This window comes from Sphaerotilus sp. FB-3 (assembly GCF_023706025.1).
Taxonomy (GTDB): Bacteria; Pseudomonadota; Gammaproteobacteria; order Burkholderiales; family Burkholderiaceae_C; genus Sphaerotilus; species Sphaerotilus sulfidivorans.
The window spans coordinates 1-17333 of sequence record NZ_BQWE01000028.1 but is presented as its reverse complement, the minus strand read 5'-3'; the positions used below and the strand labels follow the sequence as shown (position 1 = coordinate 17333).

Sequence of the window (17333 nt, the reverse complement as noted above, 5' to 3'; positions counted from 1 at the left end):
GCATTCAGCGGCGCCACGCACTCACCGTCCGTCGTCGCCGCGAACAGCGCCACGCCGAAGTCGATCCCCAGCGTCGGCACCAGTCCCGCCGCCGGGATCACGTCCGCTTGCTCCACCTGGATCGACACGAACCAGCGGCCCCGCGCCTGCGTCAGCGTGTAGTTCCGAACCGATCCCTCGACCGCCTGCGACTGACGCATCCGCATCCAGCCCAGCTTCGGTGGCTTGATGCGCTGGTTCTCAGCGTCGAGCTTGCAGTCCGACGCCTTCGGAAACCGCAGCCCCGCATCCTGGCCCCGACCCCGGAACCTCGGATAGCCGCCCTGGCCCTCGAAGAAGCGCCGGTAGCTCGCCTCCAGTCGCTTCAGGGTCTGCTGCTGCGCCTGCACGGGGGTTTCGGCCAGCCACGCCGTGCCCGGGTCGTTGCGCCACGCCGTCAGCCAGCGGCACATCGCCGCATAGCCGGAGAACTTCTCACCCGCCGCCCGCAGTCGCTGCTGCTCGCCGATGGCCCGGTTCCACACCCAGCGGCACGACCCGGCGAACCGGCGCAGGGTGTGCGCGGTGCCGGGTGTGGGGCGCAGCTGGAAGCGGAAGGCTCGAATGGGCATGATTGATACTGTACATAAAACCAGTCAGCCATGCCACAGGAAACTCGACCTCTACGCCAATGGCTCGCTGCGCGAGCCTGCGCTCTACCTCTCCGCCCTGAAGGACGGGGCTTCTCGCGCCTTCTGGTGAGCTGGTAAATCTGGCGACTGATCCGGTGTTGTGGTGTGCTCGCGACGCCAGATGTGGTTTTGTCGACAGTGTCATCAGGGGGGCATGCCCGTGCTTCTGTGAGCCCGTGAAACACGTCCCCTGTTCGAGGGGCCGGGGCTTTGAAATGCAAAAGCGGCGGCCTATATTGGAGCCGACACAGCAAGCCTATCCCTCGACGATGGCAAGTCGAAAACTCAAGGAGTTCTCCATGTTCAAGAAAACTGTCGCAGCTCTGATGCTGGCCGGTCTGGCTTCGGGCCAGGCCTTTGCCGCAGGTGTTGATTTCGAGAATGCGTCGACGTCCAGCTGGTCGACCTTCAATGGCACCATGACCCTGGGCACCTACGGCACGACCAAAATCTTCGTCTCTGACGATCTGGTCGGTCCCGCGCCCTTCACCAGCGAAGTCGTCTCGAAGGCCGGTCTGGCCGATGATCTGGGCACCCACTTCGGCGTGCTGACCGCAGGCCCGGTCCCGGCCACTTCGTCTTCGACCCCGCTGTCGAGCTTCGGCTTCACCGCCAGCCTGACCAACGGTGCCGTGGCCAACGGCGGCACGCTGTACGTCAAGATGTTCACCGCTGACGATGCCTACGCCAGCTCGGGCTACAACGACAGCTTCACGGTCTACGCTGACGGCATTTCGCTCGGCACCTACGATGCCGCGACCATGTTCTCTGACAACGGCGACGTGGCCTACGGCATCAGCCCGTGGGTTTCGTTCAGCGTTGCCGCAGGCACCCAGCAGCTGGCCCTGACCTTCAACAACATGTACGACGGCGCGGCCTCGAACGCTCCGCAGTTCGCCATCGACTTCGCCGCGGCTCCGGTGCCGGAAGCCGACTCGGTCGCGATGATGATGGCTGGCCTGGGCGTGCTGGGCATGGTGGCTCGCCGCCGCCGCGCTGGCAAGGCTGCCTGAGTCTGCTGACTCGGCAGGGGGCATGATCTGCCCTCTGCAACGACAAAGGCCCGCTTCGGCGGGCCTTCTGCTTTGTGCGGTGCTTGGCCGGCACATCATTGCCCGCGCTCAGTTGGCAGGCTGGGGTTCCATCTGCTTCGTGAAGCCCGGACGACGTTCTTCGACCCAGGCACGCACATCTGCCGGAGCAATGCTCCAGGTGTCTCCTGCCACGCGCACCAGCGTGTTCTCGACATCCTCTTCCTTCGGGCCCAGCCGTGCTGCTTCCCGCCAGGCGGCAAACAGGGTGTCTGCAGGATCATTGACGGCGTAGTGAAGCAGGCTGAGGTTGGCCCAGGCCTGCGCATGGGTCGGGCGCAGCTTGATCGACTCCAGCTGGTGCTTCAGCGCTATGCCGTAAGCCTCCACTTCGGGTGATCCCGCCTCGCCCAGCGTCCACAGGGCCTGGCCCTGCAGGCTGTAGAGCTGCGTCATGGCATCGTGCAGCGTCGCGTCTGCTGGCGTCAGTGCCAGTGCCCGTGTCAGCTCGCCATGTGCACGCTGCCAGTCGGCTTCCTCGTAGGTCTGCACGCCGCTGGCCCAGCGGGTGATATCCAGCCGTGCGGTCGATGAACTCCAGTCGGCGCTGATGATCCGGATCGCCTGATGGGTGACGGTACCCGCCATGACGCACAGGGTGGCGGCAAGCAGGCCATCAAGCAGCCGATGCCGGACAGGGGAGGCTGTGGCGATGATGTGCTCCTCTGGCAATCAGCGGCGTTGTCCCGCTGACAGGAAAGGCAGATCCCTCAGCCGGAAGCCGCGACGGGAGCCGTCCGCGCTGGGCGCGGGCATGACCGGATCCGGCGGGGCCGAGACCTCAGGCATCGAGGGCAGCGGGGCCGGGCGGGTGCCCTGGAAGGCAGCGGTGGCCATGCCGCGGCGCGCGGTGCCCGCGCGGTCGGTGGCGGCCTCGGGCTTGAAGCTGCTGGACGCGGGTGCCGGAGGCGTTGCCGCCGCAGGTGCGCGCGCCCTTGGTGGCATGGCCACGGGCGCCAGCGGCTCCAGATCGCTCAGCTTCAGGCCGCGCAGGCCATTGGCGCTGCTGGTGCTGCTGCCTGTCGCCACTGCAGCCGGGGCGGGCGCTCTGATCACGGCGGCAGGCGGCTCGGCACGTACCGGCGCCGGTGCGGGCGCAGGGCGCAGCACAGGCGGTGCAACCGGCGCGGCCGTGACCTCGGCTGCGGACGCCGCTGCAGCCACAGGCTGAGGTTCGACCGCCACCGGGGCAGATGCAGGTACAGGTGCAGGTACAGGCTCAGGGGCTGCCGTCGGCGCCGTGGGTGCGGATGCCGGCTTCAGCCTGGACCAGAGCGACTGCATCAGCGTGGCCCCGGAGGTCGGCGCTGCAGGCGCCGGTTCGGGCCTGGGTTCCGGCTCGGGCAGCTCTTCCAGCAGCACGGCTGCAGAAGTGCGCGCCGGCTCCGGCTCCGGTTGAAGCGGCTGTGCGGTGGCGCGCGGCCAGACCAGCGGTGCGGCCATTGGCGCCGGGGCCTGCACGGGAGTCGGTGCGGGTGCCGGAGCCGCTGGCCGGCTCGGCGGACGCGATGCCGGCTTCATGCCGAAGTCCGGCAGATGCCAGTCATCCTCGCTGGAAGCCGAGGGGTCGGCTGCCGGGGAGGGCGCCGACGGCGGCTGCGACCCGAACAGGCTGTCGCCCAGGCTCGTGGCTCCGGCCTGGACCGAGGCCTCGTTCAGCCCGTCCACCACCGTGTCGATGCGGAAGTCGGTCAGCGACCAGCCTGGCGTGGGCGTCTCGCCCGTGCCTGCCGTGCCGGCGGGGGCCTCCTTCAGACCGAAAGAGTCGTTCACGGCACTGGCCTGCAGGGCCGGCAGATCGTCGAGCAGGTCCAGTCCGCTGCGCCAGGTCGAATCCTCGGCGTCCGCGTGTCGGGGCAGGTCGCGGAAGACCAGCTTCTGCTCGCCCGCGCCCAGCGCGAACGAGGACACGCCGGCGATCTGCTGCGGCGTCAGCACCATCAGCCGCTCGGCCAGCGCCGCGTCGTAATGCTCCTGCAGCCACTGGCGTGCCGCGCTCATGCGCGGCTTGCGGCCAGACAGGTTGTGCGCGTCGGAAGCCACCACGTCGGCCCAGCCCGCATCCAGCAGATGCCGCGCGGTCGCGTGGGCCTTGCTGCCGAACTCGCCGATCACCGATCCTGCGGTCAGCTGGAAGCGGCAGCCCATGCGGCGCAGGGTCTCCAGCCGCGACGGCTGCTCCATGACCGCCTTGTTGCGCTCCGGGTGCGCGATCAGCGGCGTGATGCCCCGATCCAGCATCAGCCCCGCTAGCCGGTCGGTGCCGACCGGAATCTGGCCGTCCGGCAGCTCGATCAGCGCGGTCGACGGCCCCACCAGGCTGCCATCGAGCAGCGGCAGGCGGCGATGCTCCAGCCAGTCGATGATTTCCGGGCAGATCCGCACCTCGGCCGCCCAGGTCATCGTCAGCGCCAGGCCTTCGGCGGTGACCGCGGTCTGCAGTCGCTCGAAGGCCTCGGCAATGCGGTGCGGCGTGTTGTCGAAGACACCGGGATAGATGTGGGGCGTGGCCACCACATGCTCGATGCCGTCGGCCACCAGGGCCCGGGCCAGCTTCAGCGCATCGTCGAGGTTGCGCGGGCCGTCATCGATGCCGGGCAGGACGTGAACATGAAGGTCAAGCATGCAGGCGGGCGATCAGGTGGTCGTGGCGGGGGTCGCCGGCGGCTGCGCGGCATACCCATGATAGTAGGTGTTGCCGTATCCCCCGTTGACAGACTCGCCGTAATAGCGCTGCGCGTCCTCGAAGTCCAGACCGTTGACGATCACGCCCATCACGTTGGCGCCCGCGCGCTGCAGCCGGCTCAGGCCCTTGCGGATCACCGGCACCGGCGTCTCGGTGGCGCGCACCACATAGATCGTGCTGGTGGCCATCGGCGCGATCGACAGCGCATCGCTCACCAGCTCCACCGGCGGGGTGTCGATCAGGATGAAGTCCAGCTGCGGCTGCAGATGACGGATCGCCTCCTTGAAGCGCTGCGACAGCAGCAGATCCAGCGGATTGGGCGGAATGTCGCCTGCCGGCATCACCAGCAGCGAGCTGCCTTCCACCGCATGCACGCACTCCTTCAGCGAGGCGGTGCCGGTCACCAGGTTCGACAGGCCCTTGGCGTTCGGCGCCAGCCCCAGGCGCACGCCCACCTGCGGGCGGCGCATGTCGCCGTCGATCAGCAGCGTGCGCTTGGTCTGCGACAGCGCCAGCGCCAGGTTGATCGTGGTCGAGGTCTTGCCCTCGGCCGGCACGCTCGAGGTCACCACCAGCAGGCGGTGGTTCTGGTCGACGTTCGAGAGCTGGATGCCGGTGCGCGCGGTGCGGATCGCCTCGGCATGGTGCGAGTTGGGCTCGCGGATGAACATCGTCGCGACATTCTCCAGCTGCTCGCCCGACAGCGCCGGCAGCACCGCCAGCACCGGCTGGTGCAGCTTCAGCTCGGCCGATTCGCTGCCCTTGATGGTGTTGTCCATCCGCTCCAGCAGCAGCGCGCCCATCGAGCCGATCATCAGGCCCAGCACGAAGGCCACGATGATGATCTGGCCCTTGTTCGGCTTGACCGGCACGGTGGCCACCACCGCCGGGTCCACCACCCGGGCCACTGCGGCCTGGATGTCGCTGCCGGCATCCATTTCCTTGGCGCGGCCCATGAACAGGTCATAGAGCTGCTTGTTCGAGGCCACCTCGCGCTCCAGCACCTGCAGCTGGAATTCCTTGCGGTTCACGTCCTGCACGCCGCCGGTGGCGGTCGACAGCGCAGCTTCCAGCGAGCGCTCCGACTGCCGGGCCAGGTTGTATTCCTGCACCATGCTGCGCGCGACCGAGCGGCGCTGCTGCTCCAGGTACTTGCGCGCGGCAGCCAGCGAGGACTGCGCCTCCTGCATCTTGATGTGGTTCGGGCCCAGGTTCTCCGACAGCTCGGCCACCAGCTTCTGTGCTGCCGCTTCCTGGCGAATGGCTTCCTGCACCGTCGGATGGTTCACCACCGCCGGCACGCCGCTGTAGTCGCCGTTGCCGACGCCGCCGATCAGGTTGTAGGTGCCCTCCAGCTGCAGCCGGCGTGCGCGCGCCTCCACCAGGCGCTGCGTCACCTCGTTGGCCTGCATGCCGGCCAGCGCCTGTGCCGAGCCGCTCAGGCTCACCAGACCCTTTTCCTCGCGGTAGGCCTGCAGCGCCAGCTCCGACGCTTCCAGGTTCTTGCGCAGCTCGGCGGCGCGTTTTTCCAGCCAGCCGTTCAGGTTCTGCGCCAGCTTGAACTTGGCATCACGGTCGGCATCGATGTAGTTGGCCGCGATGTCATTGGCCACCCGGGCCGCCAGCTTGCTGTCCGGCGACTCGAAGCTCACCTTGACCAGCTGGCTCAGCCGCACCGGCTCGATGGTGACGCCTTTCATGAGGGGCGTGACCGTGGCGTCCGCCAGCGTCTGCTCGTTCCACTCGACCTTGGGCGGCGCCATGCCCAGCATCGCCTTGAGCTTGGTCGACAGCCCGTCCTCGCCCTTGCGCGGGTCGAAGTCCGGGTTGTTCCAGAGCTTCATCGTCGTCACGGTGCGCATCGCCACCTCGCGCGACTTCAGGATCTCCACCTGCGTCTGGTAGTGCTCCTTGCTCTGCATCGCGCTGCCGAACATGTCGTCCATCGACAGGAACTTCGGCTTGCCCGGCTCGATCAGCACCGTCGCGGTCGACTTGTAGACCGGCGTCATCGAGAAGGCCACCGCCGCGCCCAGCGCGGCCAGCGCCGTCGCCAGCCCCAGGATGGGCCACTTGCGCTTCTTGATGCTGCGCCAGTGGTCCAGCAGCGCCAGCTTGCTTTCCTCCGACAGTCCGATCTGGACCGGGGCAAACGGGGGCACCGGCTGCGCCGGAACCTGGCTCTGCGCAGCGACTTGAATCTGGTTCATAAGAAAGAAGAAAGGCGAAAACTATCGACGGCGTGATTCGGGTACAGATTGGCCCCGCGGGACCGTCCAGACCACGGCCAATAGTACGGTCAGTGCCATCGCATTGGCGTTTATCTGTAGATTCAAATCCACGCTCGCGTGCAGGAGGGCGCAGATCAGGCCCATGCCGACGCCGGCGGCAACCCCACGCACATGGGGGCCATGGCGGTCATTCATCAGCTGGATGGCCCTGCCCAGCGACAGCAGCATGACCAGGCCCAGCAAGGCCAGACCCGGCAGGCCCGTGTCGGTCGCGATCTCGATGTAGTCGTTGTGGGCGTGGTTGTAGGGCAGCCCAAGCGACTCTTGCTTGTAGCGTGGAAAGGCGGTGTAGAAGGTGCCGCCGCCGAAGCCGCTCCAGGGGCGTTCCTCGATCATGGCCAGTGCATCGCGCACCGGTCGGGTGCGTTCATGCAGGCTTTCTTCCCTGCGCACTGCATGTCGTGGCGCCATCAGCGCATCGCTGCTGGCAGCTGCCACCGCGCTGGCCGCCTCTTCCTGCTGCAGCGCCAGCTCGGTGGCCTGCATCCGGTCGATCACCTTCGACAGGCCCACCCATTGCCCGATGATGATGATGTCGATCACCAGCAGGCTGACCACCAGAATGGCTGCCGGCCGGCGCAACCGCTGCGAGCGCCACATCACCCAGGCACCCATCAGGAACAGGCTCAGGAAAAAGGTGCCGTTGCCCATGCGCGATCGGGTCAGCACCAGGGCGATCACCATCAGGATCAGCATGATGCGCACCAGCATCTTGGTGGACATCATGAATTCCAGTGCCGACCGGGCCCGGCCTTGCCAGTTGTGCGCCGGTGCGTCTCTGCCCTGGCCCATCTGCGCCAGCATGACCGCCAGGCCCGCAGACAGCGCGATCAGCAGGTAGCTGGCCAGAGCATCCGGTCCGGTGAAGGTGCCCGTGGCACGGATGCCCTGACGGAACTCGAAGCCCATCAGCTCATAGCGGCTCGCTGCGGAAAACAGCACCATCGCGACCAGCGCCTGCACCACGCCGGCGCCCAGCATGCCACCCAGCACCACCATGCGGCGGCGGTCGCTGGTCACCAGCAGCTGCACCAGCCAGAACGCGCCCAGGTAGCCGATGCAGCGCAGCACATACATCCGCGTCTCGTGCGGATCTTCCGTGTAGCCCCAGGGCGTCAGCTGCAGGCCGCACCAGGCGGTGAAGGCCACCAGCAGCGCCAGCACCAGATGGCTGCCCCAGCCGGTGGAGCGCGACGGCGCACTCGGCTGCGCGGGGCGCGCCAGGCGCAGCAGCCCCGTCAGCGCCAGCAGCAGCCACACCATGGCGGTGAACAGCGCAATGGCCCAGGGCCGATTGCTGCCCAGCGGCAGCGGCAGCCAGAACAGCGAGACAACAAAAAGGCCCAGCAGGCCTCGCTCAGCCTGCCGGGCCCCAGATGGACGGGTCAACGTGAAACCTGTCGCGTCGTGTCGATCATCAGCACGGCGTGATGCCGGGGCCGCCACGCTTGCACGGCGGCTGCACCACGACGGGTGCCGGCGGCGTCGGACGGCTGCCCGGACGGCCGACCGCGGGCGTGCCACGGCTGGATACGACGGCCGGCAGAGCCGCCGTCACGGTGGCGCGTGCGGTGACGACACGTGCCTGGGCGTGCGCGGCCAGGCTGGCCGTGCTGGCCAGCACGGCGGCTGCAACCAGCACCATGCCCTTCACTGAACCCTGAAACTTGATCATGCTTTCGCTCCTGAAAGTTAAGCCGTCCCTCAAGCTGCGGACGGACGAAGTGAAAATATTCCACTCCTATTTTGGAGTCTGCGTACTTTCCCGGGGAAGCTCAACCCCCGCAGTCGTGTGGGTTGCACACGCTTGCAGGCATCGATCCAGACGGCCCAGCACGACAGACCGGATCAGATGCTTCTGGGCGTACTGGTTGGCCCGGAGCCCGAGCTGCTGGCGCAGCGCGGGCGAGTCCGCCAGTTCGATCAGCGCATCCGCGAAGGCCCGGTCGTCCCCAGGGGGAACCACCCGGCCGCATTCGCTGACGACATGCGCCAGCTCGGTGCCCGGCTCGGTCGTGGTCACCACCGGCCTGCCGCTGCCCAGCATGCCCGAGAGCTTGGACGGCATCACCAGATCGGCCGCGCCCGGGTTCTGCGGCAGCATGTGGATGTCGGCGGTGTGCAGCAGCTCGGCCAGCCGCTCGGCGGGCTGCAGCGGCAGCATGCGCACGTTGTCCATGCCGGCACAGGCCTGTTCCAGGTGCGGCTTCATCACGCCGTCACCACAGATCACCATCACCAGCTTCGGATGGCTGCGAATCCGCTGCGCCACCTTGGGCAGCAGCTCCAGCCCCTGCTTGCCGCCGAGCGTGCCTGAGAACAGCGCGACGATGGCGTCCTCCGCAATGCCCAGCTCCTGCCGGTAGCGGCTCGGGCCGGTGAAGGGGCGTGCGGCCTGGTCGTTCACCCAGTTGGGCAGAAAGACCAGCCGTTCGCGCTCCACGCCCTTGCTGCGGGTGCGGTCCAGCATGCGCCACGAGATGGTCGACACCCGGTCGAAGCGGCGCAGCAGCCATTGCTCGATGCCGGTCACCAGCTTGCGCACGATGCCGTTGGCGCTGATCAGCCCCAGCTCGAAGGCGGCATCCACCTCGAAATCCTGCACATGCAGCCAGCAGCGTGCGCCGGACAGGCGCGCCGTCAGCCAGCCGCCCGGTGCCGAGGTCAGGGCCGGGGCCACCACCATCACCATATCGGGCCGCCACAGCAGCTGGCGGGCCAGCACCGGCAGGGCTGCCACCGAAAAGCTGGTCAGGTGAATGATGCGCTTGAGCCCGCTGGGCTGGGCCGGCACCCACAGCGGCACGCGCCACACGTCGACGCCCTTCCACTCGTGCCGGGAGTAGCCGTTGCGCCACCCGTCGCCAATGCGCCAGTCCGGGTAGTAGGGCGGGGCGGCCACGACGCGCACCTCGTGCCCCATGGCCACCAGCTCTGCGGCCATCTCGCCGGAGTACTTGCCGATGCCAGTGGGTTCGGGGTGGAAGTTGATGCCGTGGATCAGGATCCGCATCGGGTTGTGCTCGCCTGGAAAAAGTTGTGGTCGGAAGGACGCGAAGGGAGGCGGATCGGGTCCGACGGACGCTCTGACCACAAGCACAGCCTGTGCCTGCTCCCCGTTTGCTTGTTAGGTGCAGTGTAGGGGCTTGCCCTTGCTCCCGGCCTGCTCTGATGTCACGGCACACCCCGAATGCGGTGCCAATCCGGCATTGCTGAGAAAAACGACTCAGTCCGCCCCCATCTCCGACTCAAGTCGGTAGACACCGCGAAGGGCAATCCGATCTACTACTGACAAACACTGACAAAGATGGGCTCATCAGGCGTCTGCGAGGTGTCTGGGGCCTGCGATCAGAGGGGTGAGGGGGCATGAATCCGGTTGCCAGTTGACACACAATTTGCATGCCGTGTCGTGCTGCAGTGCAGCAAGTCTGCGACACCTCTCCTGCCTGAGCCCTGCGTCGTTCTGCCCCTCGTTTTCATCATTCTTCTTGCACCATGAGCGCTATCTCAACGCAATCCAAGATCTTCATCACCGGCCATCGCGGCATGGTCGGCAGCGCCCTGGTGCGCCGACTGCAGGCCGGCGGCTACACGAACATCCTCACCCGCAGCCGCGCCGAGCTGGACCTGCTGGACCAGCGCGCGGTGCAGGCCTTCCTGGCCGAGGAGAAGCCGGACTACATCTTCATCGCCGCCGCGCGGGTGGGCGGCATCCAGGCCAACAACATCCACCGCGCCGACTTCATCTACCAGAACCTGATGATCGAGGCGAACCTGATCCACGGCGCGCACCTGGCGGGCGTGCAGCGGCTGATGTTCCTGGGCTCGAGCTGCATCTACCCGCGCGACTGCGCGCAGCCGATCCGGGAGGACGCGCTGCTGACCGGCCCGCTGGAGCCGACGAACGAGCCCTACGCGATCGCCAAGATCGCCGGCATCAAGCTGGCCGAGAGCTACAACCGCCAGCACGGCCGGCAGTACATCAGCGTGATGCCGACCAATCTGTACGGCCCGAACGACAACTACGACCTGGCCAACAGCCATGTGCTGCCGGCGCTGCTGAGGAAGGCCCATGAGGCCCGGCAGCGCGGTGACGCCGAGTACACGGTCTGGGGCACCGGCCGGCCGATGCGCGAGTTCCTGTACGTGGACGATCTGGCCGATGCCTGCGTGCACCTGATGGAGCAGGGCTACGACGGCCCGCTGGTGAACATCGGCACCGGCACCGACGTGACGATCCGCGAGCTGGCCGAGACGGTGATGCAGGTGGTGGGCTTCGAAGGCCGGATCGTCTTCGACGACAGCAAGCCCGACGGCACGCCGCGCAAGCTGCTCGACGTCAGCCGGCTGGCCGGCCTGGGCTGGACGGCGAAGACGGCGCTGCGCGACGGCATCCGCCTTGCTTACGAAGCTGCACCGTTCTTCAAGTCCTGACACCTGTTTTCCCGGCGGCCCGCGGCAAAGTCCCGGGCGGCCTTCTTGGCTCTTTCCTTTTCACTCACCTTTCACAGACGAAAGCGAAACACACCCTATGTCGACGAACTCGAACCCCCGCAAGGTTGCCCTCATCACCGGCGTCACCGGCCAGGACGGCGCGTATCTGGCCGAACTGCTGCTGAAGAAGGGCTACGAGGTCCACGGCATCAAGCGTCGCTCCAGCCTGTTCAACACCGACCGCATCGACCACCTGTACCAGGATCCGCATGTCGACGGCCGGCATTTCACGCTGCACTACGGTGACCTGACCGACTCGACCAGCCTGGTGCGCATCATCCAGCAGGTCCAGCCCGACGAGATCTACAACCTGGCGGCGATGAGCCATGTGGCGGTGTCGTTCCAGGAGCCGGAATACACCGCCAATGCCGACGGCATCGGCACGCTGCGCATCCTGGAGGCGATCCGCATCCTGGGCCTGACGAAGAAGACGCGCTTCTACCAGGCCTCGACCTCGGAGCTGTACGGCCTGGTGCAGGAGATTCCGCAGAAGGAGACGACGCCGTTCTACCCGCGCAGCCCCTACGCGGTGGCGAAGATGTACGCCTACTGGATCACGGTCAACTACCGCGAGGCCTATGGCATCTACGCCTGCAACGGCGTGCTGTTCAACCACGAGAGCCCGCTGCGCGGCGAGACCTTCGTGACGCGCAAGATCACGCGGGCCATCGCGCGCATCGCGCTGGGGCTGCAGGACTGCCTGTACCTGGGCAACATGAGCGCGCTGCGCGACTGGGGCCACGCCCGCGACTATGTCGAGATGCAGTGGCTGATGCTGCAGCAGGACCAGCCGGAAGACTTCGTCATCGCCACCGGCGTGCAGTACAGCGTGCGCCAGTTCGTCGAGCGTGCGGCGGCCGAGCTGGGCGTGACGGTGCGCTTCGAGGGCGAGGGCGAGCAGGAAATCGGCGTCGTCGCGGCGGTCACCGGCGACCGGGCCAAGTGCAAGGTGGGCGACGTGATCGTCCGTGTCGACCCGCGCTACTACCGCCCGACCGAAGTGGAAACGCTGCTGGGCGACCCGACCAAGGCGAAGGAAAAGCTGGGCTGGGTGCCGACCACCTCGTTCGAGGAACTGGTGCGCGAGATGATCGAGGCGGATTACACCTCGGCGCGCAAGGACAGCCTGGTCAAGCTGGCAGGGTTCCAAGCGTTTGATCATCACGAATAATTTGCGATATGAGAACTGAGCCCCGTAGGGGCTCATTTTTATTATGAGTGTAAAAAAAAATTTTTCATGGCAATTTTTCGAAAAAATACTGAGGATAGCATCCGGGGTGTTTGTTACGGCTCTTGTGGCTAGACATATTGGACCTGCTGGTTATGGCGATATATCTCTCGGGATGGCTTTTCTGGCAATTGCACAATCCATATCAAATTTTGGCATAGATAACATATATATAGGAAAAATAGTAAAAAATAAAAATTTAACCAAGTTGAGGGCGTCAGAGTTATTTGGATTGAAATTTGTCTCATCATTATTTTCGTACTTTATTTTTTTGGCAATAATAATTATTTTTTACGAAAAAAATGTCGCGCAAATTGTGATAATTAGTGCGGTAATTTTCTCAATGTTCGATGTTTTTGACGTGTTAAATAATGCAAGTCATAACTATAAATTTTCTGCAATAGCTAGAATTTCTTCATGTATTATTTCTTCCGCAATTAAAATATGCGGCATATATTTTAATTGCGGAGTAATTTTTTTTGCAATAGCGAACTTTGCGGAATTTTTTCTCTCCGCATTATTTTTGCTCACCATTTCAAATTTCAGTGTTGTTGTAAACCCTTTTGAAAAAATAAATAGAATACCTGGCCTGTTCCGTGCTTATAAATGGTATGCATTGTCTATGGTGATGGTTTCGATTTATCTTAGGATTGACCATGTGATAGTTGAGAAAATATGCGGTAAGGAGTTTTATGGTATTTATTCTGCAGTCGTTCCATTGGTTGCTGCTTGGGCATTTATTCCAGTGACATTGGTCTCGAGTAGTATGCCAAGTATGGTGGAGGCAAAAAAAATAAGCCAAGAGTTATTTTTCAAAAAAATAAGCGAACTTACAAAAAAATTATTTATTTTCGGTTTATTTGTGTCTATTTTTTATGTTGCATTTGGGGATTTTATAATAAGCATACTGTTCGGTGAAAAATACAAGGATGGATATTATGTTGTTTGTTTTTACTCCGTCGCCATGATATTTTCTTTTATTTCAAATGCACAATCTCCGTGGATAATTTTGCAAAATAATAAAAAAATTATTTTTTTTAAAGCATTGTCCGGGGTGGTGATATCATTTTTCTCTACAATACTTGCTGCGCATTTTTACGGAATAGTTGGGGCTGCATTTTCAGTAATGATTTCTCAGGCTCTGGCACTTCTGTTTTTTGGATTTTTTTTCGCAAGAAAACTATTTTTATGTCAGCTGGTTTCAATTTTGAGGTTTTGGAGTTTTAAATGACTGGTGTTGCTCCTGTTGTTGTATTTGCGTATAATCGCGCCGATCACATATATAGATTGTTGTTAAGTCTCTCTGAAAATTATTTAGCAGAGATTAGTAAGGTTTTTGTTTATATAGATGGGCCAAAACGCGAGGGCGATGTTGCTGCTGTTAATAATGTATTTGATGTTGTGAATAATTTCAGTGAAAAATTCGGTGAATTTAATGTTTATAAAAGCGATCATAATCGTGGACTTGCCAAGTCAATAATAAGTGGCGTTGGGGACATCGTAAATAAATATGGGCGCGTTATAGTTCTTGAGGATGACTTGGTTTTGTCAAAAGAATTTCTTGTTTTCATGAATAAGTGCCTTGTTGAATATGAAAATGATGAACGTGTCATGCATATTTCTGGGTATTCTTATCCAGTGAATAATGATGTTGCTGATGATGTTTTTTTCTTAAGAGTTCCGATGTGCTGGGGGTGGGCTACATGGCGAAGGGCTTGGCAAAAATTTAAAAAAGATGAAAATATTTTTTTGAGTAAACATGAGAGGAATTATATTGATTTCGACGGGATGCATAATTATTCCAAACAGTTGGATTTAAATATTTCTGGAAAAATAAATACATGGTTTATATATTGGTATATATCTTGCGTCAGAAACTCGGGGCTGTCAGTGTTTCCAAATAAGACTTTAGTAAGAAATGGTGGCTTCGATGCTTCTGGAACCCATGGTGTTTCTGTTGACCTGTATAATTCTGAATTTATGACAAAGGCGCCCGTTCAAATAAATCGCAATGTATTGGAGACTGAAAAAATTATATTTGCGCACAAAAAATATTTCTACAATATATCGGGAGTGAAGTCAAAAATAATCAATGCTTTTAAATTATTTTGGAGCTGCCGCCGTGAATATTTTTAAAAAATTATTAAAAACAATAATATTGAGGATAAATGGCAATATAGTAAAGTCATCTGTGGTTTTCGATGAAAAAACAAAATTCTCTATTGGCAACTATGTTGGAAATGACTGCGAGCTGTATTCTGTAAAAATTGGAATATATAGCTATATAAATAGTGGCTGCTGCATAGATAATGCTGTTATAGGGGGGTTTTCTTGTATCGGTAGGAATGTTATTATCGGGCTTGGCCAGCATCCAGTGGATAGGGTTTTGTTTCATAGAATGTTTTATGCTTCCGGGATTGGTGTATGGAAAAAATTCTTTTTTGAAAACAATTTCAGTGAGGTGAAGGAGACAAAAATAGGTTCCGATGTTTGGATAGGGGCGGGTTCTATGGTAATGGATGGGGTTGAAATAGGTAATGGGACACTGGTTGCAGCGGGATCTGTCGTTACAAAAAATCTGGATGAATATTCAATTTACGCTGGGGTTCCCGCAAAAAAAATCAAAAATAGATTTAAAAATGATGACGTTAAAAAATATATTTCAGATTTTAATACTTCGTCATTGATGAGTGCTGATGATATCTGTAATTTGGCAAAGACTGGTTTTTTTAATAAGGGAGAAAATGATTTTGAGAATTCACAGGATTTTATCGATTTTCTTGAGAGTAAAAGGGTTTTTTTGGAGAAAAATAATTTCACCGTTAATTAAATTAATTTTTACATGCGATAACTTGATATTGGGGTCAGGGGGGCAGTTTTATGGGTTGCCACTATTCGATGTGCGCGGTAATGGTAAAATTGTATTTGGCGACAATTTTATATTGTGTTCTTTAAGTGATTTTTCTGCATTGGGCGTCAGAAGTGGTAATATATTTAGAGTTAGTGATGGGGCTATTTTGTCTGTTGGTAATAATTGTGGATTTAGTGGGTGCGTTATTTATTGCACAGCAGGCATATCTATAGGTGATGGTCTATTGGCGGGCGCCGACGTGATGATCATTGATAATGACTTTCATCCGGTTGATGTTGAGAATAGGTTTTCTTACCCTTATCCTGAGGGAAAGCCTATTTTTATAGGTAAAAATGTTTTTTTGGGATCTGGTGTTAAAATATTGAAAGGTGTTTCTGTGGGTGATAACTCTGTTATTGCGGCTGGTAGCATCGTTGTGAGTGATATACCTTCAAATTGCATTGCTGGCGGAATACCATGTGCTTTTATTAAGAGTATTGAATTAAAATGATGCTGCCATATTTGAATACGGTTATTTCAATTTTATACATATATTGGGCATTTAGGCATGCAAAATTGTTCGGAACATATTTAACTGCATTCCTTAGTTCGATTTATATTTTAACAAATAGCGCATTCTTGTGGACAAATCAGGATTCAGCTGGAGAATTTGGTTATATTATATATGATGAGGCCTTGGTTTTGGCTGTTATTGCAAATTTAATATTCCTGTTTGTTTCTGTTTTTTTAACGATGGTTTTTTCTTATTTTTTGGGTTACAAGTCGGAAGAAATATTCTGCGCCAATATAGTTGTTAAAGATAATGTTTTGTTTTTTCTTGGGATCATGTGTATATTTTTTGAATTAAAATATATATTTTTTGGTGGTGGATTAGGGCGATTGCACAGTTTGGGCCAAGTTGAAGGACGTGATAGCCTTTATGCGATGAGGTATGATGAGGCACTTGCAATCAGCGAGGGTTCTGGGTTGTTTTCTTCTTTGCTTTCTATGCGGATACTTTATCCAATAGTCGCACTTGGTTGTTTTTTTAAATTGATAGTCGAGAAAAAAATAAATTTTATTTATTTAATCGTGCCGACTTTCATTTCAACTATTCTTATGGCTATGTCGACGCTTCAGCGGTCTCCAACTTTTAATACTTCTATGGTGACAGTGCTTTGTTGTCTATGGGCATTTATAGCAAAAATATACAAAGATAAAAATAAATTACCAGATATTTCTATTAATCATTTGTTTGCTCTTCTTCCTATTGTGATTGTCGGTTCATTTATATATTCTTTTACAGAGCAGGTTGATGTTTTTGAAGGGGCTTATCATATGGTAGAGAGAATATTTCTTATATCGTCATTTTCTTCTACGTCATATTATGATCTTTTTGGACCTGGAAAAAGTCTTCCGTTCGCCGGGATTGGTTATTTATTTGGTTATCCTGTTGAATCAAATGGAGTTGAAATAACATACAGAGAGATAGGTCAAGTTATGAATGGGTGGCCACATAATCTTAATGCTTCCTTTGTTGCAACGGCGTTTGGCGCATGTGGTTTTACTGGCGTGGCATTTATATCTGTAATAATGATACTTTTTGCTAGAATTGCGGATGCGTTGGTTTTATCTGCTGGACCGTTGGCGAAACTGGCATTAATAGTACTTAATATTTTTACTGCGTTCGAGATAAGCAATGGGCCATTCATGAATGGATTGTATGCCGGACTTGGTTTTAATGCTGTATTGTTCCTTTTTGTTTTTAAATTCAAAAAACTTTATAAGTAATTAAAAAGGGGTTTAAATTGAAGAATTTTGAAAGCAAGCCATCTTTAAGCATAATTGTTGCAACATTTAATGCTGAGAATTATGTGGATGAATTTATGAAATGCTTAATGAGTCAGGAAAATAAAGATTTCGAGGTAGTCATAAATGACGGCGGCTCATCCGATAATACTGTTAATATTATAAATAAATATAAAAAATTTCTAAAAATAGACATTGAATCCAGAAGTGAT

16 protein-coding genes are annotated in these 17333 nt (G+C 57.7%); 9 read left to right on the top strand and 7 right to left on the bottom strand.

Going from position 1 to position 17333, the window contains the following annotated elements; all coding sequences use genetic code 11:
* The coding region (locus NFT33_RS11850; protein WP_251675527.1) for an RNA-guided endonuclease InsQ/TnpB family protein at nucleotides 1-611 on the bottom strand (611 nt) is incomplete at its 3' end.
* A 359-nt stretch (nucleotides 612-970) separates the two neighbouring features.
* Between NFT33_RS11850 and NFT33_RS11845 the strand changes: the two genes are divergently transcribed.
* The gene (locus NFT33_RS11845) at nucleotides 971-1684 is read left to right on the top strand and encodes a PEP-CTERM sorting domain-containing protein (protein WP_251675525.1); all 714 of its coding nucleotides are present in this window, start codon (nucleotides 971-973) and stop codon (nucleotides 1682-1684) included.
* 108 nt (nucleotides 1685-1792) lie between these two features.
* Here NFT33_RS11845 and NFT33_RS11840 read toward each other — a convergent pair whose 3' ends face one another.
* The 6 genes from NFT33_RS11840 to NFT33_RS11815 all read right to left on the bottom strand — a co-directional run bounded on the left by NFT33_RS11840 (nucleotide 1793) and on the right by NFT33_RS11815 (nucleotide 9752).
* The gene (locus NFT33_RS11840) at nucleotides 1793-2434 is read right to left on the bottom strand and encodes a tetratricopeptide repeat protein (RefSeq protein WP_251675523.1); all 642 of its coding nucleotides are present in this window, start codon (nucleotides 2432-2434) and stop codon (nucleotides 1793-1795) included.
* Entirely contained in the window at nucleotides 2435-4387 is a 1953-nt protein-coding gene (locus tag NFT33_RS11835) for a tyrosine-protein phosphatase (RefSeq protein ID WP_251675521.1), read from the bottom strand.
* A gap of 12 nt (nucleotides 4388-4399) precedes the next feature.
* The gene (locus tag NFT33_RS11830) at nucleotides 4400-6658 is read right to left on the bottom strand and encodes a GumC family protein (RefSeq protein WP_251675519.1); all 2259 of its coding nucleotides are present in this window, start codon (nucleotides 6656-6658) and stop codon (nucleotides 4400-4402) included.
* 21 nt (nucleotides 6659-6679) lie between these two features.
* A complete protein-coding gene (locus tag NFT33_RS11825; protein ID WP_251675517.1) occupies nucleotides 6680-8185 on the bottom strand; it encodes an O-antigen ligase family protein in 1506 nt (501 codons plus the stop codon).
* Nucleotides 8157-8414, bottom strand: a complete 258-nt coding sequence (locus NFT33_RS11820) for a hypothetical protein (RefSeq protein WP_251675515.1) — start codon at nucleotides 8412-8414, stop codon at nucleotides 8157-8159. Before NFT33_RS11820 ends, NFT33_RS11825 begins: the two co-directional genes overlap by 29 nt.
* 66 nt (nucleotides 8415-8480) lie before the next feature.
* Nucleotides 8481-9752, bottom strand: coding sequence for a glycosyltransferase WbuB (locus NFT33_RS11815; RefSeq protein WP_251675513.1), 1272 nt, complete (start codon nucleotides 9750-9752; stop codon nucleotides 8481-8483).
* Between the two features lie 482 nt (nucleotides 9753-10234).
* Here NFT33_RS11815 and NFT33_RS11810 point away from each other — a divergent pair, with 482 nt between their 5' ends.
* From NFT33_RS11810 to NFT33_RS11775, 8 genes are all read left to right on the top strand, one after another.
* On the top strand, nucleotides 10235-11173 hold the full coding sequence (locus NFT33_RS11810) for a GDP-L-fucose synthase family protein (RefSeq protein ID WP_251675511.1): 939 nt from the start codon (nucleotides 10235-10237) through the stop codon (nucleotides 11171-11173).
* Between the two features lie 97 nt (nucleotides 11174-11270).
* On the top strand, nucleotides 11271-12404 hold the full coding sequence (gene gmd, locus NFT33_RS11805) for a GDP-mannose 4,6-dehydratase (protein WP_251675509.1): 1134 nt from the start codon (nucleotides 11271-11273) through the stop codon (nucleotides 12402-12404).
* A gap of 43 nt (nucleotides 12405-12447) precedes the next feature.
* Nucleotides 12448-13692 (top strand): oligosaccharide flippase family protein, encoded by a 1245-nt coding sequence (locus tag NFT33_RS11800; protein WP_376744155.1) that lies wholly within the window; start codon nucleotides 12448-12450, stop codon nucleotides 13690-13692.
* The gene (locus NFT33_RS11795; protein ID WP_251675505.1) at nucleotides 13689-14597 is read left to right on the top strand and encodes a glycosyltransferase family protein; all 909 of its coding nucleotides are present in this window, start codon (nucleotides 13689-13691) and stop codon (nucleotides 14595-14597) included. Before NFT33_RS11800 ends, NFT33_RS11795 begins: the two co-directional genes overlap by 4 nt.
* A complete protein-coding gene (locus NFT33_RS11790) occupies nucleotides 14584-15291 on the top strand; it encodes a DapH/DapD/GlmU-related protein (protein WP_251675503.1) in 708 nt (235 codons plus the stop codon). Before NFT33_RS11795 ends, NFT33_RS11790 begins: the two co-directional genes overlap by 14 nt.
* Nucleotides 15292-15346: 55 nt before the next feature.
* Entirely contained in the window at nucleotides 15347-15823 is a 477-nt protein-coding gene (locus NFT33_RS11785; RefSeq protein WP_251675501.1) for an acyltransferase, read from the top strand.
* Entirely contained in the window at nucleotides 15823-17103 is a 1281-nt protein-coding gene (locus NFT33_RS11780; RefSeq protein WP_251675499.1) for a hypothetical protein, read from the top strand. Before NFT33_RS11785 ends, NFT33_RS11780 begins: the two co-directional genes overlap by 1 nt.
* 17 nt (nucleotides 17104-17120) lie before the next feature.
* The coding region (locus tag NFT33_RS11775; protein WP_251675496.1) for a glycosyltransferase at nucleotides 17121-17333 on the top strand (213 nt) is incomplete at its 3' end.

Coding starts and splice junctions, on each gene's coding strand:
- NFT33_RS11845 (WP_251675525.1), top strand. CDS start 971: ATGTTCAAGAAAACTGTCGCAGCTCTGATGCTGGCCGGTCTGGCTTCG.
- NFT33_RS11835 (WP_251675521.1), bottom strand. CDS start 4,387: ATGCTTGACCTTCATGTTCACGTCCTGCCCGGCATCGATGACGGCCCG.
- NFT33_RS11830 (WP_251675519.1), bottom strand. CDS start 6,658: ATGAACCAGATTCAAGTCGCTGCGCAGAGCCAGGTTCCGGCGCAGCCG.
- NFT33_RS11820 (WP_251675515.1), bottom strand. CDS start 8,414: ATGATCAAGTTTCAGGGTTCAGTGAAGGGCATGGTGCTGGTTGCAGCC.
- NFT33_RS11815 (WP_251675513.1), bottom strand. CDS start 9,752: ATGCGGATCCTGATCCACGGCATCAACTTCCACCCCGAACCCACTGGC.
- NFT33_RS11810 (WP_251675511.1), top strand. CDS start 10,235: ATGAGCGCTATCTCAACGCAATCCAAGATCTTCATCACCGGCCATCGC.
- gmd (WP_251675509.1), top strand. CDS start 11,271: ATGTCGACGAACTCGAACCCCCGCAAGGTTGCCCTCATCACCGGCGTC.
- NFT33_RS11800 (WP_376744155.1), top strand. CDS start 12,448: ATGAGTGTAAAAAAAAATTTTTCATGGCAATTTTTCGAAAAAATACTG.
- NFT33_RS11795 (WP_251675505.1), top strand. CDS start 13,689: ATGACTGGTGTTGCTCCTGTTGTTGTATTTGCGTATAATCGCGCCGAT.
- NFT33_RS11780 (WP_251675499.1), top strand. CDS start 15,823: ATGCTGCCATATTTGAATACGGTTATTTCAATTTTATACATATATTGG.